The sequence below is a fragment of the Telluria sp. AIW5 genome (assembly GCF_056680575.1).
The window spans coordinates 4,957,620-4,982,860 of record NZ_CM155289.1 but is presented as its reverse complement, the minus strand read 5'-3'; the positions used below and the strand labels follow the sequence as shown (position 1 = coordinate 4,982,860).

Annotated in this window: 22 protein-coding genes; 16 read left to right on the top strand and 6 right to left on the bottom strand. The window is 64.0% G+C overall.

Annotated features, from left to right (window positions below; all coding sequences use genetic code 11):
* Positions 1 to 43 precede the first annotated feature (43 nt).
* From AC1MEM_RS22085 to AC1MEM_RS22070, 4 genes are all read left to right on the top strand, one after another.
* Positions 44 to 832, top strand: a complete 789-nt coding sequence (locus tag AC1MEM_RS22085) for a hypothetical protein (RefSeq protein ID WP_499474231.1) — start codon at positions 44 to 46, stop codon at positions 830 to 832.
* A gap of 166 nt (positions 833 to 998) precedes the next feature.
* A complete protein-coding gene (locus tag AC1MEM_RS22080; protein WP_499474229.1) occupies positions 999 to 1,478 on the top strand; it encodes a hypothetical protein in 480 nt (159 codons plus the stop codon).
* Between the two features lie 89 nt (positions 1,479 to 1,567).
* Positions 1,568 to 2,521, top strand: a complete 954-nt coding sequence (locus tag AC1MEM_RS22075; RefSeq protein ID WP_499474227.1) for a hypothetical protein — start codon at positions 1,568 to 1,570, stop codon at positions 2,519 to 2,521.
* Between the two features lie 456 nt (positions 2,522 to 2,977).
* Positions 2,978 to 3,304: a hypothetical protein gene (locus AC1MEM_RS22070; protein WP_499474225.1), complete on the top strand. Its 327-nt coding sequence runs from the start codon at positions 2,978 to 2,980 to the stop codon at positions 3,302 to 3,304.
* 90 nt (positions 3,305 to 3,394) lie between these two features.
* Here the strand turns inward: AC1MEM_RS22070 and AC1MEM_RS22065 are convergent, their stop codons facing one another.
* The 3 genes from AC1MEM_RS22065 to AC1MEM_RS22055 all read right to left on the bottom strand — a co-directional run bounded on the left by AC1MEM_RS22065 (position 3,395) and on the right by AC1MEM_RS22055 (position 7,441).
* Complete coding sequence (locus tag AC1MEM_RS22065) at positions 3,395 to 4,645, bottom strand: CaiB/BaiF CoA transferase family protein (RefSeq protein ID WP_499474223.1); 1,251 nt, start codon at positions 4,643 to 4,645, stop codon at positions 3,395 to 3,397.
* A gap of 36 nt (positions 4,646 to 4,681) precedes the next feature.
* The gene (locus AC1MEM_RS22060) at positions 4,682 to 6,451 is read right to left on the bottom strand and encodes a cation:proton antiporter domain-containing protein (RefSeq protein WP_499474221.1); all 1,770 of its coding nucleotides are present in this window, start codon (positions 6,449 to 6,451) and stop codon (positions 4,682 to 4,684) included.
* A gap of 63 nt (positions 6,452 to 6,514) precedes the next feature.
* Positions 6,515 to 7,441: an AraC family transcriptional regulator gene (locus AC1MEM_RS22055; protein ID WP_499474219.1), complete on the bottom strand. Its 927-nt coding sequence runs from the start codon at positions 7,439 to 7,441 to the stop codon at positions 6,515 to 6,517.
* Between the two features lie 227 nt (positions 7,442 to 7,668).
* Between AC1MEM_RS22055 and AC1MEM_RS22050 the strand changes: the two genes are divergently transcribed.
* From AC1MEM_RS22050 to AC1MEM_RS22040, 3 genes are read left to right on the top strand one after another with little or no spacing between them, the layout of a single operon-like run.
* Complete coding sequence (locus AC1MEM_RS22050) at positions 7,669 to 8,955, top strand: cytochrome P450 (RefSeq protein ID WP_499477732.1); 1,287 nt, start codon at positions 7,669 to 7,671, stop codon at positions 8,953 to 8,955.
* Positions 8,952 to 9,602: a hypothetical protein gene (locus AC1MEM_RS22045; RefSeq protein WP_499474217.1), complete on the top strand. Its 651-nt coding sequence runs from the start codon at positions 8,952 to 8,954 to the stop codon at positions 9,600 to 9,602. Before AC1MEM_RS22050 ends, AC1MEM_RS22045 begins: the two co-directional genes overlap by 4 nt.
* 11 nt (positions 9,603 to 9,613) lie before the next feature.
* Complete coding sequence (locus AC1MEM_RS22040; protein ID WP_499474215.1) at positions 9,614 to 10,033, top strand: LIC_13387 family protein; 420 nt, start codon at positions 9,614 to 9,616, stop codon at positions 10,031 to 10,033.
* Between the two features lie 18 nt (positions 10,034 to 10,051).
* Here the strand turns inward: AC1MEM_RS22040 and AC1MEM_RS22035 are convergent, their stop codons facing one another.
* Positions 10,052 to 12,334, bottom strand: coding sequence for a family 1 glycosylhydrolase (locus AC1MEM_RS22035; RefSeq protein WP_499474212.1), 2,283 nt, complete (start codon positions 12,332 to 12,334; stop codon positions 10,052 to 10,054).
* 409 nt (positions 12,335 to 12,743) lie between these two features.
* Between AC1MEM_RS22035 and trpS the strand changes: the two genes are divergently transcribed.
* Together trpS and AC1MEM_RS22025 are read left to right on the top strand one after the other, a co-directional pair.
* Positions 12,744 to 13,769, top strand: a complete 1,026-nt coding sequence (gene trpS / locus AC1MEM_RS22030; protein WP_499474211.1) for a tryptophan--tRNA ligase — start codon at positions 12,744 to 12,746, stop codon at positions 13,767 to 13,769.
* Between the two features lie 393 nt (positions 13,770 to 14,162).
* The gene (locus AC1MEM_RS22025; RefSeq protein WP_499474209.1) at positions 14,163 to 15,212 is read left to right on the top strand and encodes a serine endopeptidase; all 1,050 of its coding nucleotides are present in this window, start codon (positions 14,163 to 14,165) and stop codon (positions 15,210 to 15,212) included.
* A gap of 48 nt (positions 15,213 to 15,260) precedes the next feature.
* Here AC1MEM_RS22025 and AC1MEM_RS22020 read toward each other — a convergent pair whose 3' ends face one another.
* The gene (locus AC1MEM_RS22020) at positions 15,261 to 15,686 is read right to left on the bottom strand and encodes a DUF3597 domain-containing protein (protein ID WP_499474207.1); all 426 of its coding nucleotides are present in this window, start codon (positions 15,684 to 15,686) and stop codon (positions 15,261 to 15,263) included.
* A gap of 50 nt (positions 15,687 to 15,736) precedes the next feature.
* Positions 15,737 to 16,321 (bottom strand): hypothetical protein, encoded by a 585-nt coding sequence (locus tag AC1MEM_RS22015; RefSeq protein WP_499474205.1) that lies wholly within the window; start codon positions 16,319 to 16,321, stop codon positions 15,737 to 15,739.
* 156 nt (positions 16,322 to 16,477) lie between these two features.
* Here AC1MEM_RS22015 and AC1MEM_RS22010 point away from each other — a divergent pair, with 156 nt between their 5' ends.
* From AC1MEM_RS22010 to AC1MEM_RS21980, 7 genes are all read left to right on the top strand, one after another.
* On the top strand, positions 16,478 to 16,819 hold the full coding sequence (locus tag AC1MEM_RS22010; RefSeq protein WP_499474203.1) for a DUF1294 domain-containing protein: 342 nt from the start codon (positions 16,478 to 16,480) through the stop codon (positions 16,817 to 16,819).
* 1 nt (position 16,820) lies between these two features.
* Positions 16,821 to 17,591 carry a glycerophosphodiester phosphodiesterase gene (gene ugpQ, locus AC1MEM_RS22005; RefSeq protein ID WP_499474201.1) on the top strand — a complete coding sequence of 257 codons (771 nt, stop codon included), beginning with the start codon at positions 16,821 to 16,823 and terminating at the stop codon, positions 17,589 to 17,591.
* A gap of 344 nt (positions 17,592 to 17,935) precedes the next feature.
* Positions 17,936 to 20,545 carry an alanine--tRNA ligase gene (alaS, locus tag AC1MEM_RS22000; protein WP_499474199.1) on the top strand — a complete coding sequence of 870 codons (2,610 nt, stop codon included), beginning with the start codon at positions 17,936 to 17,938 and terminating at the stop codon, positions 20,543 to 20,545.
* A 449-nt stretch (positions 20,546 to 20,994) separates the two neighbouring features.
* Positions 20,995 to 21,252, top strand: coding sequence for a sulfurtransferase TusA family protein (locus AC1MEM_RS21995; RefSeq protein WP_499474197.1), 258 nt, complete (start codon positions 20,995 to 20,997; stop codon positions 21,250 to 21,252).
* Between the two features lie 191 nt (positions 21,253 to 21,443).
* On the top strand, positions 21,444 to 22,193 hold the full coding sequence (locus AC1MEM_RS21990) for an electron transfer flavoprotein subunit beta/FixA family protein (RefSeq protein WP_499474195.1): 750 nt from the start codon (positions 21,444 to 21,446) through the stop codon (positions 22,191 to 22,193).
* A gap of 32 nt (positions 22,194 to 22,225) precedes the next feature.
* Positions 22,226 to 23,158, top strand: coding sequence for an electron transfer flavoprotein subunit alpha/FixB family protein (locus AC1MEM_RS21985; protein WP_499474193.1), 933 nt, complete (start codon positions 22,226 to 22,228; stop codon positions 23,156 to 23,158).
* Between the two features lie 188 nt (positions 23,159 to 23,346).
* A complete protein-coding gene (locus AC1MEM_RS21980) occupies positions 23,347 to 25,152 on the top strand; it encodes an acyl-CoA dehydrogenase (RefSeq protein ID WP_499474191.1) in 1,806 nt (601 codons plus the stop codon).
* Positions 25,153 to 25,241 lie beyond the last annotated feature (89 nt).

Here is a 25,241-nt window from a genome sequence, read left to right as displayed (position 1 = left end):
GCCTAATCCACGAGATCTACTGGGTCGTTCTACGACAACGCCAGTGGAAAACCAAACACGTCGCGTCGTCGTGTTGCCTGGCGCGCCTTCTAAAGACTTCATACTCACGGCTAAGTGCAGAATTGTCAGCGTTGGCGGGCGCGTCAGCATGTCCGCGAACGACCTGCCCGGAGAAAGCAGAGGTACCTACGCTTGGAGTACTACGAGTAACAAAATACGGCTTGTGAATACAACAGGGCCCGTCCTCGTAGTAGAAGGGCTATCAATTCCAAGCAGCGCGCGGGATAGCGAATTAATTACCGTCCAGCGAGTCGGGCCTAGTGGCTCCGTCACCACAAAAACCGTTTCCCTCACGGTTGCCAAAGTAACTTTCAGGGCCGAAAAATCACAAACCTATGGTTACGATAATTTTGACACGTCACTCGATACGAATGATGACCATATCTCCGTAAGAAGTGGAGACTCTACATTCTTGTCAGTCCTTATTGAAGGCGGCGCGGTCGGTACCGACTTCGACTTTGTTTGTGACGACCAAAAAATATGTACTTGCGGTCCGGCACCCGGCGCTTCCGATTTTCCGCTTCGTATCAATGCAAAGCCGTGGAGCAAATCCTCAACCGTTCTTCGCGCAAATGGAAAATGCCCGGCAACTTCAAGTTTCGCCACGACAACAGTACATGTATATTCAGAAAAAACGGTTAAAGTCTTGGTTGCTAAAGTCTCCGACCCCAATTCTCCGGGAACTGTCTTGAAGTTTCCGGGAGGAGATTATGCTGCTCATCAAGCGGTCGCCAACGGAAGCTTAAAGACGCAGTCGTTAAATACGAAATAACGAATTTCGACCCGAACAATGCCGTCGTTAACGTTTCTTTCGATACGTTTGCGCGGGGAGTACTCGCATACGATATAAATGAAGGAGGAGGCGTCGGCTTTGACATGATCGATAAAGCCGTTCCCCACGCGATGCGGACGGCTACCGTGTCGTCATCGTCCGTAAAATGCGTTCTTTTTATTATCTCGAACGGGCGGCGAAAAAGGGTGATACGAGCATCGCAGTCAAAGGCCATAACCTCTTCATCGCACAAATGCCGCTAGGTAAAGGCGCAACGGAGGAGCGCGTGAATGTGACCAGAAGTATAGGTAATGTTGGCTACCTCGCTGCACCGTTAGTCTACGATCACGCAGTGGGGGAAACGTTGGAGTTTCCGGCTGCCGCATGGAGTAACGATCCGATCGTTATCGCAGAAGGTGAGACCTCGCTTCAACAGGCGTGTTGGACCCTGCTGCATGAAGTTGGCCATAGCGCCCTGGACTTGAACGACGTCGTCGACCCAGCAGACTTCATGCATTTTGAACAAAACAACAGTGATTATCGCTTGCGGTACTGTCCCCGACAAACTCGTTACGATCCGGCAGTAACCGAGAACCAGTGGGAAAAGATCCCGCGGCCAGAACCAGCCAAGCCGACCAAGAAATAAAAATGCGAATTATAAGAGCCCTCGCATTTTGTTGTCCGGTCGTTATGATATTTTTTTTTGCGTGTATTGAAGATGTGAAGGGGACGAGCGTGCAAAAGACTGCTAAACAATTCATTTCCGACTTCCGAGATGGCGTGCGCTTCGCAAGCAGTGATCCTGTGGATGGGATCGCACCGAACAAAAACGTCCCACCGGGCGCACTCTTTCTTTTTTCCAAAGAACTCGCAGAAGGTAGATCCCAGGTTAGGGAAGATATAGTGCGGCTTTTGGAGAAGTTAGGTTTATACCTGGACTCGCCGAGCGCGGATAAAATCGCCGTCATACGCGAACGCTCGATAATCAATATATTACTGGTTCAAGGTTTCGCGAAGGATGATCCGGCTTCTAATATCGCGGCAGGGATAGTACGCGATCGGTGCACACCTGCCGATCTTGCGTTATTCAACGACCTGTATTTAAAGTCATTACGCGAGTCAAACGGCGACTATCTGTATCTGGTGGCGAAAGCAAAGACGCAACAAGCGTTATCTCTTGTGGAAAGCCTTGCCAAGTTACCCGCGTGGCAAGAACATAAAAACGATCTCATGATAGTCAAGATCGCGCAGGCGGCGTTGGGGAACACAAAAATAGAGGACGAGTTTATCGATTCCCTACGCACCACAGAGGCCAGGCTCCCTCCCGCGCCACCAAATCGTTTATATGACGTAGGAGAGGAAAAAGATGGTCAAAAGCTGGCCGAAAAATTAGGTCCGTTGGGATTTATTGGGACTCGACGGAGCTTGGCCGTCTTGTGCAGCTATTTGCGTTCTCCATTGAAGACTTACGTGCCAAACCTCAGGGAAAGGTCGATCCGGTATTATGCTTTGGACGCCATCCGCTATAATTTTCCAGACGAACGTGTCCTGGTTCGGCCGAAAAGTGTTTCTGATTGGTCTGCTGCAGAGCAGTTCTGTACGCAGAATATTGGTTTTGTGTTCGACGGTCCGACACCGGACCTCCCTCGTGACAGAATCTATCCTACAAGCGTAACTTCTGCCCTCTGACAACAAATTTGACTCAAGAGGTGAACAGCAGTCTCCAGATGTCCGCGCCAAGAACGATCGGCGCCCAGCTGCAGATCCAACGCGGATAGACCGAATTTTCATCATTGCAGGAATACGCGAACGCCAACAGGGGGATATGACTGGGGGTCTTGCCGGCGTGATAGCGCGCCCAATCAGCTATGCTATATCACTTCACGTCTACTCAACATTGGCCCCGAACCGGATCTTGTCGATCGTTGCAATAGGCGGACCAGCTCTCTCTGCCATCTCGACGCCTCCCCATTCCCTCACCAGATCAGGCATATGTCCGGCTGCTTTGGCTGGCGCCTTCATTAAATCGCCCTGCAGCACTTTTGCCGTCGCTGTAGCGTTGGATGTCAGTTAAGGCGCACCGCGCGCACGCCTTTTCGATCCAGCGCTAAAATCAACGGTTCTCTCTATGTTGAGGAGGTCATCATGCTGCAAGCCAACGAAATCCAGCAACGGTACAGTCACCTGCAACAGACCATCGGCGAAGCCGAGCAGGCCTGCAAGGCGTCGCAGGATACGCCGCCCGAGATGCGTGACTGTATCGAGCGCATTGCGCGGGAAGTGAAGCAGGCGCGCGACGTCATGCAGTCGAACGATGAAGCGCGCATCGTCAAGTGCGTCGACAGCCTCGAGGACATGGGCGACGAGGCCAAGCGGATCAGCCGCACCAACGCGCATGTGCCGGCGCACCTGGAAGCGGTCGTCACCCGCGTGCATGCCGAGCTATCCGACTTCAAACACAAGCTGCACTGACGAAGGAGGCCGGCCGAGGCACGCGGCCAGCCTTCCAGAACGAGCTCCCACACGCGGCGGCATGCGCCGCGTACCAGGCGATCCCGCCGCTTACACCACTCCGCGCGCGCGTAGCGCCGCAATCTCGTCGGCGCTCCTGTTCAGCACATCGCGCAGCACCTCGTCGGTGTGCTGGCCGAGCAGCGGCGGCGCCTTGTCGCTGGTCGCCGGCGTGACCGACATCTTCATCGGGCTGCGCACCAGCGGTACCTTGCCGGCAGTGGGGTGCGCCAGCTCGACCGCCATCCCGCGTGCCTGCACCTGTTCGTTGGCGAAGACTTCGCCGACATCGTTGATCGGCCCGCAGGGCACGCCGACCGCCTCCAGCAGCGCGATCCATTCGTCGCGTCCACGCGTGGCCACCATCTCCGCCAGCAGCGGCACCAGCACCTCGCGATTCGCCACGCGCTGCGGATTGGTCGCAAAGCGCGAGTCGAGCGCCAGCTCCGGCCGTCCGCCGGCTTCGACGAACTTCTGGTACTGGCCGTCGTTCCCGGCCGCGACGATGATGTGGCCGTCGCGGCAGGCGAAGGTCTGGTAGGGCACGATGTTGGCGTGCGCATTGCCCCAGCGTTTCGGCGCTTTGCCGCTGTTGAGGTAATTGCTGCCGACGTTGGCCAGCATCGCCACCTGCGTGTCCAACAGCGCCATGTCGATGTACTGGCCCTCTCCGGTGCGGTCGCGGTGGGTGAGCGCGGCCAGCACCGCGATCGTCGCGTACATGCCGGTCATCAGGTCGGTCAGCGCCACGCCGGCTTTTTGCGGGCCGCCACCCGGCAGCTCGTCGCGCTCGCCGGTGACCGACATCAGGCCGCCCATGCCCTGGATCAGGAAGTCGTAGCCGGCGCGGTGCGCGTAGGGGCCGTCCTGGCCGAAACCGGTGATCGAGCAGTAGACGAGATCCGGCTTGACCGCTTTCAGCGCGTCATAGTCCAGCCCATAGCGTTTCAGCTGCCCGACCTTGTAGTTTTCCAGCACCACGTCCGCATGGCGCGCCAGCTCGCGGATCAGGGCCTGGCCGTCGGCGCTGGCGATATCGACCGTCACCGAGCGCTTGCCGCGGTTCGCCGACAGGTAATAGGCTGCTTCGCCGGTGTCGTTCCCGGCCGCGTCCTTCGCGTAGGGCGGGCCCCAGGCGCGCGTGTCGTCGCCGCAGCCGGGACGCTCGATCTTGATCACGTCGGCGCCGAGGTCGGCGAGGTTTTGCGAACACCAGGGCCCGGCCAGAACGCGCGACAAATCGAGCACGCGGATATGCCCCAGCGCCTTTGGTGCGCCCTTCACGTTACCGGAATCGATCATGATATTTTTACCAGGGTTGTCGAGCCGCGATTATAGCTAACCGCGATGCCCGGGCTCGCGCAGGCCGGCATCGTTCAGCTGCTCGGCAAACAGGTCGCGTTCGTAATCGACGATATCGTCCACGGTGCGCTCGTCCAGTCCCATCGACTCGAGCACGAAGGCCGACAACTGCAGGCTCGCCTCCAGCGTCTCCGGCACCACCACCGTCGCGCCGGCGCGCTTGAGCGAGCGCGCGTGGCGCTCGTCGCGCGAACGCACGAACAGGGGCACGTGCGGAAACTCGCGGCGGATGCCGCGCACCGCCTGCAATGCCGACGCCGGATTGTCCATTGTCAGGACGATGGCCGGCGCTTCATCGGCTTTCACGAGGCGCAGCAGCTCGGGACGCGAGGCATTGCCATAGTAGACCGGCATCCCCAGCGCGTGCAGTTTCGAGACCAGCCTGGCGTCGTTCTCGAATGCGATGAAGGGGATGTGCTGGGCCGTCAGCAGCTTGGCCAGCTGCTGGCCGACGCGCCCGAAGCCGGCGATGACGATCTTCCCCCGGCCCGCGGCCAGCACGTCTTCGTCGCGCTGGGCCGCGTTCTCGACGGCGGCGCGTTCGCCGCGTTCGCCGATCATCCGTCCCAGGCGCGCCAGCAGCGGCGTGATGAACATCGACAGGCCGACCGCCAGCATCACCCGCGCGCCCAGGCCCGGGTCGAGCAGCCTGGCCGCGACCGCGTCGCCCAGCACGATGAAGGCGAACTCACCGCCCTGGGCCAGCAGCAGGCCGCCCTCGAGCGCGCGGCTCCAGGGCAGGCGCCCGGCGCGCAGCAGCAGCGTGACGACGAAGGCCTTGATCAGCACCAGCCCCAGCACGGCGCTGGCCAGCCACAGCGGCGCCTCGATCACCTCGCGCATGTCCATGCTCATCCCGACCGACATGAAGAAAAGGCCCATGAGCAGGCCCTTGAAGGGCTCGACCATCAGTTCGACCTCATGCCGGAATTCGGTCTCGGCCAGCAGCAACCCGGCGATCAGCGCACCCAGCGCCATCGACAGGCCGGCCGCGGCGGACAGGCCCGCGATGCCGAAGGTGCTGAGCAAAATCAGCGCCATGAAGACGTCCGGCTGGCGGTGGCGCGCAAAGGCCTTGAACAGGGGATGGATCACGCGCCGGCCGACCAGGTAGATCAGCGCGATGGCGCCGCCCGCTTTCGCCACCGTCAGCAAGGCCAGGGTGGCGGCGCCGTCGCCGCTGCCGCGTGCCAGCACGCCCATCAACACGAGGATCGGCACCACCGCCAGGTCCTGCAGCATCAGCACGGAAAACGCGGCCTGGCCGAGGCGGCTGCCGGTGCTGTTTTGCTCGTTCATCAGCTGCATCACGACGGCGGTCGAGGACAGCGACAGCACCAGGCCGAGGATGGCGGCGGTGGCGAAGGGCAGCTTCAACAGCATGGCGGCGCCGCCGATCAGCGCCGCCGTGGCCAGCACTTGCACCGTGCCGCCGCCGAAGACCCAGGCGCGCATCGCCCACAGGCGCGCGGCCGAGAGTTCGAGGCCGATCATGAACATCAAAAACAAGACGCCGATTTCGGCCAGCATCGAGATGCCCTGGCCGCTGGGGAAACTCAGCCAGGCCAGCCAGGGAAAGCGGGCCGCGTGCAGTCCCAGGCCGAACGGGCCGACCAGGGCGCCGACCGCGAGGAAGCCCAGGACCTGGTTGATGCGCAGGCGCTGCAGCGTGGGAATCAGGATGCCGGCGAGGATCAGGAAAAGGATGATTTCCCGGAAAAACGGGAAAGCGTGTTGCTCTTGCACGGGAAGAGGCCTTTGCGGTTGTGGGGTGGCCTTAACATTTTATAACGGGCGGCAGTCACCCTCTCACACCCACAGCCGGTACATCCAGAACGACTCGTCCTCGGCGAAGCGCTGGGCGAACTCGGTCGGCGAAAAGCCGGTAATGCGCTTCACGCTGCGGATCATGTGCGCCTGGTCGGTGAAGCCTTCGTCCAGCGCCAGCGTGGGCCAGTCGAAAGGCAGTCCGGCCTCGTGACGCTCGCGCGCCGCGAAGAACAGGCCTTCGGTGCGCACGATCGCCTGCCACTCGCGCAGCGACCTGCCGCTGAAGGATTTGACGCGGCGCTCCACGTGGCGCGGGCTGTGCACGCGCGCCCACTGGCCGGCCTGCCAGGCCAGGCGCTCGACCCAGTGGCGGCCCAGTTGCTGGAGCGACGGGCGGCCCGAGTCGCGGCCCTGCAAGGCTTGCCAGCGGATCGCGAGCTGCGCTTCCAGCAGGTCCAGCGCGCCGGCGTCGTCGCTGGCGGCGAGCGCTTTCCACAGCGGCGCGAATTCCGGACCGGTCACCTCGTGCACCGGCACGAACCGGTCCTGGATCGCCGCCAGGTCGAGGCCGAACAGCGCCTGCGCCGCATCGGCGTTGAAGCACGCGACGTAGCCGCAGCCGGTCGTCGGCGCCCAGCTCACGGACGGCCGCGACCGGGTGCCGGACACCATCACCGGCGCGCCGAAGGGCGACCAGTCCGGGCCATGCGGGCCAGGCGTCACCAGGCCGACATCGGCGCCGCGGAACCACGACAGGGTGACGAAAGGAGAGGCCGGGAAGTGGGTCAGGCGCTGCGCATCGTCCAGGGCCAGGGCGCGGGTATCGCGCATCACCAGCGCGAGCAGGGCACCCTGCAGCGCCGCCGGCGCCAGGCGCAGGGCTTCGTGCGATGCGCCGGCCACGCGTGGGGCGCGGGGAGCGCGCGCGAGCGAGGAGGGGTGCGAAGCGGGAGGCCGGGCAGTCATGAGCACCGAGTATAGCAAGGAAACGCTGTCAAATTGTCATGTCGTTTTCGTACAATACCGGTCCTGGGCGGGGGCAGAGAATGCAAGGCATGAAAACGTCGATGACCCCCGAATGCCCGCACCATGCGGCCTCGCGCGATGCGCCTCCTTCGGCACTGCCGCATCCGCCGGGCAGCTGGCCGCCGGGTCCGGCGCCGGGCCTCACCGGCTGGGGCCTGCTGCGCGCCATGTCGCGCGACCTGCCCGGTACTTTGGCGCGGTGGCGCCGGGAGCACGGCGACATCGTCCACCTGCGCATCTGGCCCGAACACCAGGTGGTGCTCACCGACCCGGCGCTGGTACGCGAACTGCTGGTGACGCAGCACGAAGGACTGGTGCGCTGGGAACGCGGCATCCAGGTCATGTCGCAGCTGCACGGCCGCAGCGTGTTGACGGCGGAAGGTCCGCTCTGGCGCGCGCGGCGCCAGGCGCTGCAACCAGGCTTCACGCCGAAGGCCGTGCAGTCCTTCGTGCCCGTCATCGCGGCCGCGGCCGACAAGGCATTGACTCAGTGGGGCGCAGGCGAGGAGGGGTGGCCGATCGAAACCGCCTTCACCTCGCTCGGCATGGACGTCATCCTGCGCATGATGTTTTCGAGCGAGATCGACGCCGATGCGCGCCAGGCCGAACGCGCCGTGCACACGGTGTCCGTCGCAGGAAACGCCGAGATGTTCTGGCCGGCGAGCTGGCCTGACTGGATGCCGTGGAAGAAAACCAAGCGCGAGGCGATGACGGTGCTGCGCCGGCTGATCGACCGCCATGTGACGGCGCGCCTGGCGCTGGCGCGCGCGGAGTGGCCCGCCGACCTGCTGGCCCGGCTGCTGACCCTGCACCTGGACGACCCGAAAGCATGGCCCCTGCAGGCGGTGCGCGACGAATGCATGACAGCTTTCGTTGCGGGCCACGAGACGGCTGCCGCCACGCTGGCCTGGTGGTCCTGGTGCATGGCCGCCAATCCCGCGGCGCAAGCTGCGGCATGCGGCGAGGTCGACGCCGTGCTGCAGGGACGCGCTCCCACAGCGCAGGACCTGCCGCAACTGGCGCAGCTGACCCGCACGCTGCAGGAAACCCTGCGCCTGTATCCTGCGGCGCCGGTGCTGCTGTCGCGGCGATCGCAAGGCCCGGTCCATCTCGGCGGCTGGCAGTTCCCGGCGCGCACCATGTTCACGGTGCCGGTCGGCCTGATGCAGCGCGATGCGCGCTGGTTTCCCGAGCCCGATGCCTTCCGCCCCGAGCGCTTCGCCGACGATGCGCCTGGCATCGTGCGCGGCGCCTGTCTGCCCTTCGGCACGGGCCCGCGCGTCTGCCTGGGACAGCACCTGGCGCTGGCCGAGATGACGGTCGTCGCCGCGATGTTCCTGCAGCGCTTTTCCGTGCGGCCGATGACCGGCATGACGCCGCCCGACCCCGTGTTCAACATTACGCTGCGCCCGCGCGAAGCGCTGCGGCTGGTGCTGGACCGGCGGTTGCCATGAAGCGCGTGCGCAAGCTGCACCGCTACGGCGCCATTGTCGTGACGCTGTTCGTGCTGGCGCATCTCGCCAATCACCTGGCGGCGCTGGGCGGCATTGGGACCCACCTGCGCTTCATGGAAGCGGCGCGCGTCGTCTACCGGCAGCCGCTCGTCGAGACGCTCCTGCTGCTTGGCGTGGCGGCGCAGGCTGGCAGCGGTTTGCGCCTGCTAAGGGCAGGGTGGAAGCGGCGCAGCGGATGGGTCGCATCGCTGCAGGCCGCGTCCGGCGCATACCTGGCGCTGTTCCTGCTGATTCATGTATCGGCGGTCCTGTTCGGGCGGGCGGTGCTCGATCTGGACACGAATGTCCACTTCGCGGCCGCCGGCCTGCAGGCCTGGCCCTATAGCCTGTTCTTCGTTCCCTATTATTTCCTGGCCGTGCTGGCGGTGTTCACCCACCTCGGCTGCGCGCTGGCGCGGCGTGCCGGTCCTGCGCCGGGCAAGCGTGCGGCCGTCCTGGCTGTGCCGATGGGCGTAGGTGTTGTATTGTCGAGCCTGGTGCTGGCGGCGCTGATGGGCAAGCTGTACCCGTACGAGGTGCCGCAGGTGTACATGAGCACTTACCAGGCGCAGGCGTTTGCGGCGCCCCCATCACCGTCATCCAGATGAAGGAGTCACACTTGCCGACACTGCCATCCATCCTGACCGGCGCCAGCGCCGCGGTCATCCTGCTGCTGGGACTGGCCCATCTGCTGTTCACTTTCCGCGGCCCCGCCTTCATGCCGCGCGACCGCACCCTGAAGGCGCGCATGGAAGAGGTGGCGCCCCTCATCAGCGGGGAGACGACGATGTGGAAGGCCTGGATCGGCTTCAATGCGAGCCACGGTGCCGGCGCCATCCTGTTCGGCGCCGTGTACGGCTACCTGGCGCTGCTGCACCCGGCCTTCCTGTTCGCATCACCCTTCCTGCTGGCGCTTGGATTGGTGACCTTGTCCGGCTACCTCGCCCTGGCCAGGCGTTACTGGTTCAGGACGCCGTTTCGCGGCATCCTGCTGGCGCTCGTGCTGTACGCGGCGGGGCTGCTCGTCCTCTGGCGTTGAAGGCGCCCCGCGCACGCCTCAGGACTTGGCCTTCAGCGCCTCGGCCGGCGTTTCTTCCTGCTGGCGGTGGCCGCCGGCGGCAGGCACCCGCGTTTCGGCGGTCCTGACCAGTTCCTCGTATTCCGGGTCGTCGACGCCGCGCAGCTCGATGTAGCGGTCCAGTGCGTTTTCCAGTTTCGGCAGCAGGACGCCGCGTTCGCTGTGCATCACGCTGTAGCCCGGACGCGCAGCCGCCATGCCCATCGTGCTTGAGGATTGCGCGACCAGCGTGCGCGCATCGATCCCGGCCTTCTCCGCAGCCAGTTTCGCGAGCTCGAACCAGGTGACCGAACCGCCGTTGTTCAGGTGCCAGACGCCGCACTCGCGGTCGATGGCGAGATCGAGGCAGGTGTGCACGAGATCGGGCACATAGGTTGGCGAGACCGTCATGTCGTCGGCGGCGGCGAAAGTCTCGCCGCGTTCGAGCGCGTTCAGCGCCTGCGTCACGAAATTGTGCTTGTCCCAGGGGCCGAAGAAGGCGCTGGTGCGCACGACGAGCGCACCCGGGTGCTTGTTCAGCACGGCCTGCTCGGACTCGGCCTTGCTGCGGCCGTAGACGTTCAGCGGCTTGAGCGGATCGCTTTCCACGTACGGGGTTTCTTTCCTGCCATCGAACACCAGGTCGCTCGAGAAGGTGGTCAGGTGCACGCCATGGCGGGCGCAGGCGTCGGCCAGGATCGCGGCGCCATGCGTGTTGTCGCGCATGCAGCGTTCGACATCGTTCTCGGCATCGTCCACGCGCACATAGCCGCTGGTATTGATCAGCGCCCAGGGTTTGTGGTGGGCGAGGGCGCGTTCGACCGAGGCCGGGTCGGCGATGTCCATGTCGTGGCGCGACAGCAGTTTATAGGCGAGGTTGCGCTTCTGGCAGATGCGGGCAAAGGCGCGGCCCAGGGTGCCGGTGGCGCCCGTGATCAGGATCGGCGCGGCGCTGATGCCGGCCAGGCGCTGGGCAGGGGCCGGGATCGAGGTCAGCGCCGCCGGCGTGGCGACCGGGGTGCACAGGAAGCGGTCCGGACGGCGCCACCAGCCCTGGCCGCGCAGGACCGGGTTCGACAGCGGTTTGCCGGACGACAGCTCGCGCATCATGGCGGCCAGCGCGGTCGGGCGCGGCATCGGCGAGCGCACGTCGAACGGGCCCGGCTCGTAATAGCCGCGGTTTTGCGTGACCAGGCTGTTCCAGTCGAAGGAGCCGAGCAGCGACCAGACCGTGACCGCGCGCAGGTCGACGCCGTTGGTGCGCGCCGTCTGCGCGGACTGCCAGATTTCCAGCAGCCAGCGCAATTGGTCTTCGCGGTTGGCGTCGATGTGCGCTTCGGTGATCGCCAGCGGCAGGTGGTAGCGGTCCCAGGTTTCGGTGAGCAGGGGGGCGATGCCGGCCGTCGGCGTGGCCAGCGCGCGCGAGGCTTCGATGTCGGCGCAGGGAACGCCGTCGGCCACGCCGCGGTGGTGCTGCGGGTAGCGCTCCGGACGGTGGTCGAGCCAGCGCTCGCTGGTGACGTAATAATTCACGCCGATGATGTCTGGAGGGCAGGTGTTGTCGCGGAACCAGAGCAGGTCGGCCACATCGACGCCGGTGCCGGTCAGGTAGTTCCACAGCTTGTGTTCGGGGCCGACCGTGCCGCACAGCAGGTCCCAGGCCAGCCAGCGCCGTTCGTTGTAGAACTCGGCGACATGGCTGAGCTCGGGCGTGCTGTAGGTCTTGCCGAGGTCGTCCGTCTGCACCAGTTTGGCGTTCGGGTTGACCTTGCGGATTTCGCGCATGCACAGCACCACGGCGCGGCACTGGATCAACAGGGCCTGGATGAAACTTTTATCGTCGCGCGCATGCGGATACCAGACGCCGTACAGGCCGGCAAAACGCGCGGTGGTGCAGGGTTCGTTGACGGGGGTGTAGTACTCGAGCCACGGATAGCGGACTGCCACCGCGCCGGCATACTCGGCCAGGCGTTCGGGGAAGGCGGGGTCCAGCAGGCTGGTGTCGCGCGGGCCGCTGCCATGGTGGATCAGGCCGGCAATCGGGGTGATGCCCGCTTCGCGCAGCGCAGGGAGGCGCTCGTCGGGCCAGCTCCAGTCGGCCTTGTCGATGCCGTCCGGGGCGGTGCGTTCCCACAGGATTGGATAACGGATGGCGCGGATGCCGAGGCCGGCAAAGCGGCCGATGTCGCAGTTGCGCAGCGCGTGGCCGTTACGGTCGAGCTGGCTGAAGTATTCGTCCTGCACACGGTTGACAGTACATTCAAGGCCGCCCCAAAGTTCCATTGGGCGGGGTTGGCTGTTCGGGCTCGTGTTATTCATGATTTCACCACTTGTTAGAATTTTAACAACAAAAAACTTTTAGACGGTCGCCGAAAAGCTAAAGTTCGGAATAATCGACTGTCTGGATTGGCCACCGCTCGCGAAAAGAAAACCAGCGTCTCCCGGCACCTCATGGTTGGCCGATGACGCTCCCCCTCGTCGCGTCCGGCTCGACTTCCGGTTGACAGCGCGCCGCCAACCTGCAAACATGCCATCCATGAAATTTCTCAACCCACACTCTTCGTTGATCACCTGGTGGCGCCGCTGACGACGCGCGGCCCAGACGAGAAGATGTGACTCACATGAACGCCGCCTCGATTCAGGTGGCGTTTTTTTTGGCGCGGCGGGATCGGGGCACAGACTAGGAAATGCAATGAGTTCCACAGCAACGACCACTACCCCCGCACCCGTCATCCTGACCGGCGATCGTCCGACCGGTCCTTTGCACCTCGGCCACTTCGTGGGCAGCCTGCGCAACCGCGTTGCCTACCAGAACGAGTACCGCCAGTTCGTGATGCTGGCCGACGCTCAGGCGCTCACCGACAACATGGATGACACCGGGAAGGTACACCGGAACGTTGTCGAAGTGGCGCTCGATTACCTCGCCGTCGGCATCGACCCGACCCGCTCGACGATCTTCATCCAGTCCCAGGTTCCGGAACTGGCCGAGTTGACATTCTATTATCTTAATCTCGTGACTGTCGCCCGGTTGGAACGCAACCCGACCGTCAAGACGGAGATTGCGCTGCGCAACTTCGAGCGCGACATCCCCGCCGGCTTCCTGACTTACCCGGTGAGCCAGGCCTCCGACATCAGCGCCTTCAAGGCGACCCTGGTGCCGGTTGGCGAAGACCAGATCCCGATGATCGAGCAGTGCAATGAGATCGTGCGCCGCTTCAACCGCCTGGCGAAGCAGGACATCCTGGTCGAGTGCAAGGCCCTGGTGCCGGAAATCGGCCGCCTGCCCGGCATCGACGGCAAGGCCAAGATGAGCAAATCGCTGGGCAACACGATCAACCTCGGCGACACTCCCGACCAGATCCGCGCCGCCGTGAAACAGGTCTACACCGACCCGCTGCACCTGAAGGTGTCGGACCCGGGCCATGTGGAAGGCAACGTCGCTTTCCTCTACCTGGATGCCTTCGACACCGACAAGGTCGCGCTGGAAGAGATGAAGGCGCACTACACGCGCGGCGGCCTCGGCGACAGCATCGTCAAGAAGCGCCTCGACGGCGTGCTGCAGGAGATGCTGGCGCCGATTCGCGCCCGCCGCGAAGAGTTCGCCCAGGACAAGGGGCAGGTGCTGCAGATGCTCAAGGAAGGCACTACGCGCGCGCGCGAAGTGGCGGCGGGCACGGTCGACGAAGTGCGCCGCGCGCTGGGTTTGTCCTACTTCTGATTTTCCGCAACGGTCGCGCAGACGTAGGGTGGGCGGCTCCGCCCTGGTCGATGCAAGCACGCGTCCTGTGCGCCGCCCACGCGTTCAACGGACGCCTGAAAGCGGGCGCGGCTGTTCGGACGCTGGCTGAACGCGTGGGCGGCGCAACGGCCGCATGGATGCCACTGCCCGGGTATAGCCGCCCATCCTACATCCCTGTCCGGCGGCTGCCTGCATCCCGTACCGTGGCGCAAGCGCAGACCCTTTTTCATCCGCCGCGGGCGCGCATCGCGCCCCCTCCAGTACCGCCAAACGCTCTCCCTGCATCCCCCACTGGTTTCCCGCCTTGAGCCATGACAAGCTCCATTGCACGGCTTTGCGCGAAGATGCCGTACATCTTATTCGGAGGAAAATATGAGCAAAGGATTGCGGCTGACCGAGAAATGGCTGCAGCGCGCGTTGTGGCTGGTGGCGCTGGCGTTCGCCGGCTTTCTCATCGGCCTCGGAGGCAAGCTGGTCGAGAACCTGGCGGACGTGGAAGCGACGCCCACCATGGAGCAGTTCATCGACCCGGCAAAACTTGCCGCCCTGCGCGCGGAGGAGGAGGGGGCGGACAAGCGGCAAACGCTGGCCCGCGAGCGCCACGAGCAGGCCGAGGGGAAATACCGGGTCGCGCAGTCGAACACGAAATCGGCCCGCGCCACGTTTGACAACTGGCTGGCCACGCGCAGCGTCACCGCGCGTCCCGACCAGGATCCCGAACTGCTGGCGCGCACCAGGGCGCTCGACACGCTCGAAGCGGACGAGCGGCGTGCGCTGGGCGTCGTGGAAGCGCAGCGCCAGGCCCTGCTCGACGCCACCCAGCAAGCGGAACGCGCCATGCGGCGCCGCGGCGACCTCGAGCATCCAGCTTACATGAAGCGCGACGCTGCCCTCCGGTCGCAAACCCTGCGCATCTTCGCCTACCGCCTCGCGCTGACCTTGCCGCTGCTGCTGGCGGCCGGCTGGCTGTTCAAGCACAAGAGGAAGGACCCGTCCTGGCCCTTCGCCTGGGGTTTCATTTTCTTCGCCCTGTTCGCCTTTTTCTTCGAGCTGGTGCCCTACCTGCCGAGTTACGGCGGCTATGTGCGCTATATCGTGGGGATTATCGTCACCGTGGTCGCGGGACGCTATGCGATCGCGGCGCTGCAGCGCTACCTGGCGCGCCAGAAGGAGAGCGAAGCGATGCCGGACGTGCAGCGGCGCCAGACCCTGCGCTACGACACGGCCCTGGCCCGGCTCGACAAGAACGAGTGCCCGGGCTGCGAGCGGCCGGTCGATATGAAAGATGGGAAGATGGACTACTGCCCGCACTGCGGCATCGGCCTGTTCGACCGCTGCGGCGGCTGCACGGCGCGCAAGAATGCGTTCGAACGGTTCTGCTTTGCGTGCGGAACCGCCGCCAATACGAGCCTGGCGGATTGAGCGCCGAGCCGGCGCGTTCGGGCCGGCTCGGACATTTCATTGAGAAGCTTAGTCTTTCAGGTCAGCCGGCACCTTGCCGCCATTCTGGGCCAGCTTGTTCATCACCTGCTTGTGCAGCCAGATATTCATCGAGGCCGAATCGGAGGTGTCGCCGGTGTAGTGCAGTTCGGCGGCCAGTTCCTTGCGCGACTGCAGGCTGCTGTCGAGGTCGAGCAGTTTCAGCAGGTCGACGATCGAGCTGCGCCAGTTCAGCTGCTGGCCGGAGGCCTGCTGCTTGCTGGTCAGGATGGCTTCGACGTCGACCTGTTCCATGGCTGCCGGGGCCGGTGCTGCCTGGGGTGCTGCCTGCGGTGCGGCTGGAGCGGCCTGTGCCTGCGGTGCTGCCGGTGCGCTTGGTGCCTGCGCCTGTGGCTGTTTGTTGGCCGCGTGCGAGGACGGGAAGATCTTGCTGAAGATATTGCTCAGAATGCCCATGTGATGCTCCTTTTGTTGTTGGTGGTTGATGTAACCAAGTCGGGACGCGCTTAGCGGCGCATGCCTTGTGCCATGTGTGCCAAAGCAATTGCAAGCGCCGCGCCGCCGAGGCCTTTGACGAGGTTCGGATGCTCGGCATAGAAACCTCCCATACGCTCGACCACGCCCGGGTTCTCCTGTTCCGCCTTTTGTGCGATCTCCTGCACCTGCTCGGGCGACAACTGCGAAGCCTGTTCCGGCGTGATCTGCGGCTGGCCGCCGCTGGCGCCGCCGAGCAGGTTGCCCAGCATGCCGCCCAGGCCACCCAGGCCCCCGCCCGCGCCGCCGCCCATACCGCCCAGCCCGGCGCCGCCGCGGCCGGCAAGCATGCCCAGCAGGGAAGGACCGGCGGCCGCGATCAATTGATTGAGCATGCCGGCCTGCTGGTTCGGATTACTTTGCCCAAACATCTGGCCGACCATTTGCGGGAAGGGCGGAGTCTGGTCCGAGCGCAGGGCCTGGGTCACGCCCTGGGCGACCGCTTCGCGCGGCGCCGCCTGGGCGACGCGGTCGAAGTCTTCCTCGGCGCGGGTATTGTCGGCGCCGGAAGCACCGCCCATGTATTGTTGCAACAAATTTCCTAGATCAAAAGCCATGACGTCCTCCTGCAGAATTGACAAATGAGTGACAAGCGAACGTCGAGGGTAGGGCGGACGATTGCCCGCTTCGGTACGGTATCGAACGCACGAGCAATAAAACGGTCACATCGGTTCCATCTAGCAATTGAACGCGCGCCGCGCTAAGCTGACGAGATGCCCTACCTGCCCATTGTCCTTTTCGCCGCGATCTATGCAGGCGCCGTGCTGGCCTGGAACTTGCCCTGGCTGGTCGGCGGCGCCTACCTGATCACCAGCCTCAGTTGCTTCGTCGCCTACGCAGTCGACAAGTCGGCCGCCCGCAATGGCAGCTGGCGCACGCCCGAGCGCACCTTGCTGCTGCTGGGCCTGGTTGGCGGCTGGCCGGGCGGCGTACTGGCCCAGCAGTGGCTGCGCCACAAGACGGCCAAGCGCTCGTTCCAGCAGATGTTCTGGTGCACGGTGCTCGCGAACATCGCCGGCTTCCTCTGGCTGTCGTCGCGCCTTTCCGGAACCTGAGATGGCGACGATGCCAGGTTCCTGGCCTTACCCGCGTGTCCTTGCCCACCGCGGCGGCGGGGTGCTGGCGCCGGAAAACACGCTGGCCGGGCTGCGCGAAGGCATGCGGCGCGGGTTTCGCGCCATCGAATACGACATCATGCTGGCGCGCGACGGCGTGCCGGTGGTGATGCACGATCCCTACCTGGGCCGCACGGTGCCTGGGGCCGGCAATGCCTTCGATTACGACGCGGCCGAGCTGGCGGCGATGGATGCGGGCGGCTGGTTCGCCCGCGAACACGAGGGCGAGCCGGTGCCGCTGTTCGTCGAGTTCGCGCAGTTCTGCAAGGCGCACGGCGTCTGGATGAACATGGAGATCAAGCCGGCGCCGGAGTACGACATCGAGACCGGCGGCACGGTGGCGCGCATCGCCGCCGCCCTGTTCGCCGACGAGATCGCGCGTGGCGACATGACGGCGGTGCCGCTGCTGTCGTCGTTCAGCATGCTCGCGCTGGAAGCCGCGCGCGAGGTCGCGCCGCAAGTGCCGCGCGCCTGCCTGATGAGCGAATTGCCGCCCGACTGGGAGCGCCGGGCGCAATCGGTCGAGGCGGTTGCGATTCATACCAATCACAAGCACCTGACGCCGCAGCTGGCGCAGGAGGTGAGGGCGGCCGGGTACGGGCTGTTCTGCTACACGGTCAACGATCCCGCACGGGCCCGTGCGCTGCTCGGCTGGGGCGTCGAGGCCTTCTGTACCGACCGCATCGACCTGTTCACGCCCGATTTCGCTTGAACGGCGCTGTGGGCGGGGTGGGGCTGATGCCTGCCCTGTTATCGGTAGATTGAATCCGCGTGGGCATGCACACCTTACGGCAGCGCTATTGGCAAGATCAGGCAAACCGCGCAATGGTTTCAGGCTTTCGTCTGAACTTGCCGATAACGCCACTCGTAGGGTGGGCATGCCCACGCGGATCAAACACACCGATAACGCCACAGGCAACAGCCCCACGAACCCGGCCCGATTTCGCCCGAAATCGCCCCCGAAACCCCGTCTTGTAAGCGTGTAAATAAAGTCAGCGCCGACTGATATAATCGTTGCTTTATCTACCGTACTGCGCTCTTTCCGCACCCACCAACATGAAATCTTCCGAAATTCGCGAAAAGTTCCTCAAGTTTTTTGAGTCCAAGGGCCATACGATCGTACGGTCCAGCCCCCTCGTGCCGGGCAACGATCCGACCATGTTGTTGACCAACAGCGGAATGGTGCAGTTCAAGGACGTCTTCCTCGGTCTCGATTCGCGGCCCTACTCGCGCGCGACCTCGGTGCAGCGCTGCGTGCGCGCCGGCGGCAAGCACAACGACCTGGAAAACGTCGGCTACACGGCGCGCCACCACACCTTCTTCGAGATGCTGGGTAACTTCAGCTTCGGCGACTATTTCAAGCGCGACGCCATCAACTACTGCTGGGAGCTGCTGACCAAGGTCTACCAGCTGCCGGCCGAAAAGCTGACCGTCACCGTCTACTTCGAGGACGACGAAGCCTACGACATCTGGGCCAACGAAATCGGCGTGCCGAAAGAGCGCATCATCCGCATCGGCGACAACAAGGGCGCGCGCTACGCGTCGGACAATTTCTGGCAGATGGCCGACACCGGCCCTTGCGGCCCGTGCACCGAAGTGTTCTACGACCACGGCGCCGACATCTGGGGCGGCCCTCCGGGTTCGGCCGAGGAAGACGGCGACCGCTTCATCGAGATCTGGAACCTCGTGTTCATGCAGTTCAACCGCGACGAGTCGGGTGTCCTAACCCCACTGCCGAAGCCGTCGATCGACACCGGCATGGGCATGGAGCGCCTCGCCGCCGTGCTGCAGCACGTGCACAGCAACTACGAGATCGACCTGTTCCAGAACCTGATCAAGGCTGCCGCCCGTGAAACCGGCGCGACGGACCTGGAAAACAATTCGCTGAAGGTGATCGCGGACCACATCCGCGCCGCGTCCTTCATGATCGTCGACGGCATCATCCCGAGCAGCGAAGGCCACGGCTACGTCCTGCGCCGCATCATCCGCCGCGCGCTGCGCCACGGCCACAAGCTGGGCCAGACCCGTCCGTTCTTCTTCAAGCTGGTCGGGGACCTGGACGCTGAAATGGGCACTGCCTATCCGGAACTGACTGAGGCGAAAGAGCGCGTCGCGCAGGTGCTGAAGGCCGAGGAAGAGCGTTTCGGCGAGACGCTGGAAAACGGCATGAAGATCCTGGAAGCGCAGCTGGCCAAGGATGCGAAGAACCTGGATGGCGCGACGGCTTTCACGCTGTACGACACCTACGGCTTCCCGCTCGACCTCACCGCCGACATCTGCCGCGAGCGCGGCGTGACGCTCGACGAAGCCGGCTTCACTGCCTCGATGGAGCAGCAGAAGAAGACCGCGCGCGCCGCCGGCAAGTTCAAGATGGCCGCCAAGGTGGAATACGCGGGCGAGAAGACGAAATTCGTCGGCTACGAGTCGCTGGTGCATAACACCCACGTGCTGGCGCTGTACTCGGAAGGCGTTTCGGTGCAGGAGCTGAAGGCGGGCCAGGAAGGCATCGTCGTGCTCGATACGACCCCGTTCTACGCGGAGTCCGGCGGCCAGGTCGGCGACCATGGCCTGATCCGTGCGGGCGCGGGCGAATTCGAAGTCGAAGACACGCTGAAAATCCAGGCGGACGTGTTCGGCCACCACGGCGTGCTGCGCAGCGGTTCGCTGAAGGTCGGCGACACGGTGGATGCGCAGGTCGACCAGGCCAAGCGCGCCCGCACGATCCGCAATCACTCGGCGACGCACCTGATGCACAAGGCGCTGCGCGAAGTGCTCGGTTCGCACGTCCAGCAAAAAGGCTCGCTGGTCGATCCGGACAAAACCCGTTTCGACTTCAGCCACAACGCCCCGGTGACGCAGGAGCAGATCGCGCAAGTCGAGACGATCGTCAATCGCGAGATCCTCGAGAACCACGCGACGCAGGCGCATAACATGTCTTTCGACGACGCGGTGAAGCACGGCGCGATGGCGCTGTTCGGCGAGAAGTACGGCGACGAAGTGCGCGTGCTCGACATCGGTACGTCGAAGGAACTGTGCGGCGGCGTCCACGTGACGCGCACTGGCGACATCGGCCTCTTCAAGATCGTGTCGGAAGGCGGCGTCGCCGCCGGCATCCGCCGCATCGAAGCGGTGACGGGCGAGGGCGCGCTGGCCTGGGTGCAGGCGACCAACGCCAAGCTGCTGGCCGCTGCTTCGGCTTTGAAGACGGCGCCGGAAGAACTGCCATCGCGCATCGCGCAGGTCCAGGATCAAGTGAAACTGCTGGAGAAGGAAGTCGCCGCGCTGAAGTCGAAGCTGGCCTCGGGCCAGGGCGATGAGCTGGTCAGCAAGGCAATCGACGTCAAGGGCATCAAGGTGCTGGCGGCGACGATGGAAGGCGCCGACGTCACGAGCCTGCGGGAGACGATGGACAAGCTCAAGGACAAGCTGCAGACGGCCGCCATCGTGCTGGCCAGCGTCGCGGATGGCAAGGTCAGCCTGATCGCGGGCGTGACCAAGGATGCGACCGGCAAGGTCAAGGCGGGCGAGCTGGTCAACTTCGTGGCCCAGCAGGTGGGCGGCAAGGGCGGCGGGCGTCCGGATATGGCGCAGGCGGGTGGTACCGATCCGTCGGGCTTGCCGGGTGCGCTGGCTGCGGTCGCGGGCTGGGTCGGCGAGCGCGCGTAAGTAGCTGTAGCTGTAGGGTGGACGGCTCTGCCGTCCACGCGTTCAACTAACTCCAGAGCAGCCTGCACGGCTATGCATGGGCTGGTTGAACGCGTGGGCGGGAGACCTGTCCACCCTACGCCGTTTACGGTCGCGTTTCGGCAAACCGTTGCGGCGAGGCATCATTCTAGTGCGTTAATGTATCGAAACGGTGCAGTGCAGCTCGCTTACCGGCGCGTCAATTTGCATGCGCCATGGGTTGGATGAAGGACCCAGCGCAGGTAAAAGAACCCTGCTTACCCTGCGCTACGGGGCGTCGACCCTACCCAATGCACTCTTGTCAAGCCTTCCCAGCTCATCTATTGTCGTTGCGACAATGCAACAATTCGTGACTATTTTGGTGCGGCGCGTCATAATCCTGTAATTGGAGTAGTATCCAAACCTAGTATCACCACCTAAGCAGGCATGCGATGAGCGACACCATTCTCGACACCGATACGATTCAATTCCAGAAGGACCTGGACGCGCGCGGCCTGAACTGCCCGCTGCCTATCCTGAAAGCCAAAAAGGCGCTGGCCGAAATGGCCACGGGCGAGGTGCTGCGCATCACGGCCACCGACACCGGTTCCGTGCGCGACTTCCAGGCCTTTGCCAAGCAGACCGGTAACGCGCTGCTGTCCCACTCGCAAGCCAACGGCGAGTTCGTCTTCCTGATGCGCCGCAAGTAAGCGCCCTCTGCGGCGGGGCAGTACCAGGCCCCGCCAAATACCCTGTTCTCATACGATCGCGCATTTTCGAAGCATCCTTCTAACAAGAAATCGCACGATCGTGCTTTAATTCAGCCTTGATTCTGATTATCTCTTATAATCTAGGCCATTTCAGCCCTCGTCTACCTCTTCAATTTTTCAAAGGCACACCTATGAAAGTCCTGGTACCCGTCAAACGCGTGGTCGACTATAACGTCAAGGTCCGCGTCAAGTCCGACGGCAGCGGCGTGGATATCGCCAACGTCAAGATGTCGATGAACCCGTTCGACGAAATCGCGCTCGAAGAAGCGACCCGTTTGAAGGAAGCCGGCAAGGTCACCGAAGTGGTGGCCGTGTCCATCGGTGTGCCGCAGTGCCAGGAAACCCTGCGCACCGGCATGGCGATCGGCGCCGACCGCGGCATCCTGGTCGAGACCAATGGCGAGACCGAGCCGCTGGCCGTGGCCAAGATCATGAAGGCGCTGGCCGATAAAGAGCAGCCGCAGCTGATCATCCTCGGCAAGCAGGCGATCGACGACGACTCGAACCAGACCGGCCAGATGCTGGCGGCCCTGCTGGGCTGGCCGCAAGCCACCTTCGCTTCGAAAGTCGTGCTGGAAGAGGGCAAGGTCACCGTGACGCGCGAAGTCGACGGCGGCCTGGAAACCGTCGCTTTGACGCTTCCTGCCATCGTCACCACCGACCTGCGCCTGAACGAGCCGCGCTATGTCACGCTGCCGAACATCATGAAGGCCAAGAAGAAGCCGCTGGAAACGATCAAGCCGGAAGACCTGGGCGTCGACGTGGCCAACCGCCTGAAGACCCTGAAAGTCGTCGAGCCGGCCAAGCGCTCGGCGGGCATCAAGGTGCCGGACGTCGCCACGCTGGTGCAGAAGCTGCGCACTGAAGCCAAGGTCATCTGACCTGCCGCCATCAATAAGATATAGGACACATCATGGTCGCACTCGTAATCGCTGAACACGACAATGGCTCCCTCAAGGGCGCAACCCACCACACCGTGACCGCCGCCGCCCAGTGCGGTGGCGATGTGCACGTGCTGGTCGCCGGTGCCAACTGCGGCGCCGCCGCCGAAGCCGCCGCGCAAATCGCCGGCGTCTCGAAAGTGCTGGTCGCCGACGCGGCTTATTTCGCCGACGGCCTCGCCGAGAACATCGCCGAGCAGATCCTGGCGATCGCAGGTTCGTACTCGCACATCCTGGCCCCGGCCACCGCCTACGGCAAGAACATCCTGCCTCGCGTGGCCGCCAGGCTGGACGTGGCGCAAATTTCGGAAATCACCAAGGTCGATTCGCCTGACACCTTCGAGCGTCCGATCTACGCCGGTAACGCGATCGCCACCGTGCAGTCGAGCGACAGCGTGAAGGTCATCACCGTGCGCGGCACCGGCTTCGATGCGGCGCCTGCCGCCGGTGGTTCGGCTGCCGTCGAAAACATCGCCGCCGCTGCGGACTTCGGCAAGTCGAGTTTCGTTGGCCGCGAGCTGGCGAAGTCGGACCGTCCGGAACTCACCGCTGCGAAGATCATCGTCTCCGGCGGCCGCGGCATGGGTTCGGGCGACAACTTCAAGCTGCTCGAGCCGCTGGCCGACAAGCTGGGCGCGGCCATGGGCGCCTCGCGCGCCGCGGTCGACGCGGGCTATGTGCCGAACGACTGGCAGGTTGGCCAGACCGGCAAGATCGTCGCACCGTCGCTGTACATCGCCGTCGGTATCTCGGGCGCGATCCAGCACCTGGCCGGCATGAAGGATTCGAAGACCATCGTCGCCATCAACAAGGATCCGGAAGCGCCGATTTTCTCGGTGGCCGATTATGGCTTGGTGGGTGACCTGTTCGAGGTCATTCCTGAACTGGTGAAAGAACTCGGCTAATTAACGTACGGTGCGCATCGGTTATCACTGATCGTGAAGTAAGGCAGGGTGGGCAAGCCCACGCGGTTCACCGTATGCGATTCGATCCGTTTGGCCGAAGCCAATCAAGAAGAACACAGGCCACGCTGGTCCGGCATCACGCCCGGCTATCGTGGCCTGTTTTACATCCAAAAATCTGAGGAGATATCGTGAGCTACCAAGCCCCGATCAAAGACATGCTGTTCGTCCTGAACGAACTGGCCGGCTTGCAGCAGGTGAGCCAGCTGCCAGGCTGCGAAGACGCAACCGTCGACACCGTCGAAGCGGTGCTCGAAGAGAACGCGAAATTCTGCGGCGAAGTCGTCGCCCCACTGAACGCGCCGAGCGACAAGGAACCGAGCTTCTGGCACGACGGCCAGGTCACGACCTCCGCCGGCTTCAAGGTCGCCTTCCAGGCCTTTGGCGAATCCGGCTGGCAGGGCGTGCAGCACCCGACGGAGTTCGGCGGCCAGGGCTTGCCGAAGCTCGTCGCCACACCATGCACCGAGATGCTCAACGCCGCATCGATCTCGTTCGCACTGGTCGCGCTGCTGACCGATGGCGCCATCGAAGCGCTGCTGACCGCAGGTTCCGACGAGCAGAAAGCCCTGTACCTCGAGCCGCTCATCACCGGCAAATGGACCGGCACCATGAACCTGACCGAGCCGCAGGCCGGGTCGGACCTGGCCGCCGTGCGTACCCGCGCCGTGCCGCAGGGCGACGGCACCTATAAAATCTTCGGCACCAAGATTTTCATCACCTACGGCGAGCACGACATGGCCGAGAACATCATCCACCTGGTGCTGGCGCGTACGCCGGACGCGCCGCCGGGCGTGAAGGGGATCTCGCTGTTCATCGTGCCGAAGTTCCTGGTCAATGCGGACGGCACGCCGGGCGCGCGCAACGATGCGCACTGCGTCTCGATCGAACACAAGCTCGGCATCAAGGCCAGCCCGACGGCGGTGCTGCAGTTCGGCGACCACGGCGGCGCGATCGGCACGCTGGTCGGCGAAGAGAACCGCGGCCTGGAATACATGTTCATCATGATGAACGCGGCGCGCTTCGGCGTCGGCATGCAGGGCATCGGCCTGGCGGAACGCGCTTACCAGCAGGCCGTCGCTTTCGCGAAGGACCGCGTGCAGTCGCGCGACCTGGCGGGTTCCGCCGGCCCGGTCGCCATCATCAACCACCCGGACGTGCGCCGCATGCTGATGTCGATGCGCGCCCAGACGGAAGCGGCGCGTGCGCTGGCCTATGTCGGCGCGGGAATCTCGGATATCGCCCACTATCACGCCGACGAAGCTACCCGTAAAGCGAACCTCGCCGTCTACGAATACCTGGTCCCGGTCATCAAGGGCTGGTCGACCGAGATGAGTGAAAACGTCGCGCGCGACGGCGTGCAGGTACATGGCGGCATGGGCTTCATCGAGGAGACCGGCGCCGCCCAGCACTACCGCGACGCCAAGATCCTGACGATCTACGAAGGCACGACCGCGATCCAGGCGAATGACCTTGTCGGCCGCAAGACCGTGCGTGACGGCGGCGCGGTGGCGAAATCGATCATCGCGCAGGTGCGCAAGACTGAATCTGAACTGAGCGAAGCCGCTTTGGGTGAAGTGCAGGGCGCCGATTTCGCTGCGATCCGCAGGCAGCTGGTCCTTGGCTCCACGGCGCTGGAAGAGGTGGTCGACTTCGTCGTGGCCAATGTGAAGTCCGACATCAAGGGCGTGTTCGCCGGTAGCGTGCTTTACCTGAAGCTGGCCGGCATCGTGCTGGGCGGCTGGCAGATGGCGCGCGCCGCGCTGGTCGCACAGCAGAAACTCGATGCCGGGGAGGGTGACGCCACCTTCCTGCGCGCGAAGATCGCCACCGCGCGCTTCTTCGCGGATCACATCCTGTCCGCTGCGGGTGGTTTGCGTTCGGCCATCGTCGAGGGCAGCGCCGGCGTGCTGGCGCTCGACAACGAGCAGTTCTGAGCCTGACGCGCGCCTGGTTCACCGAAGCGGCCTGCGGGCCGCTTTTTTCATGCCGGCGCGGAAATCTGCACGATTTGCTGAGTTTGATT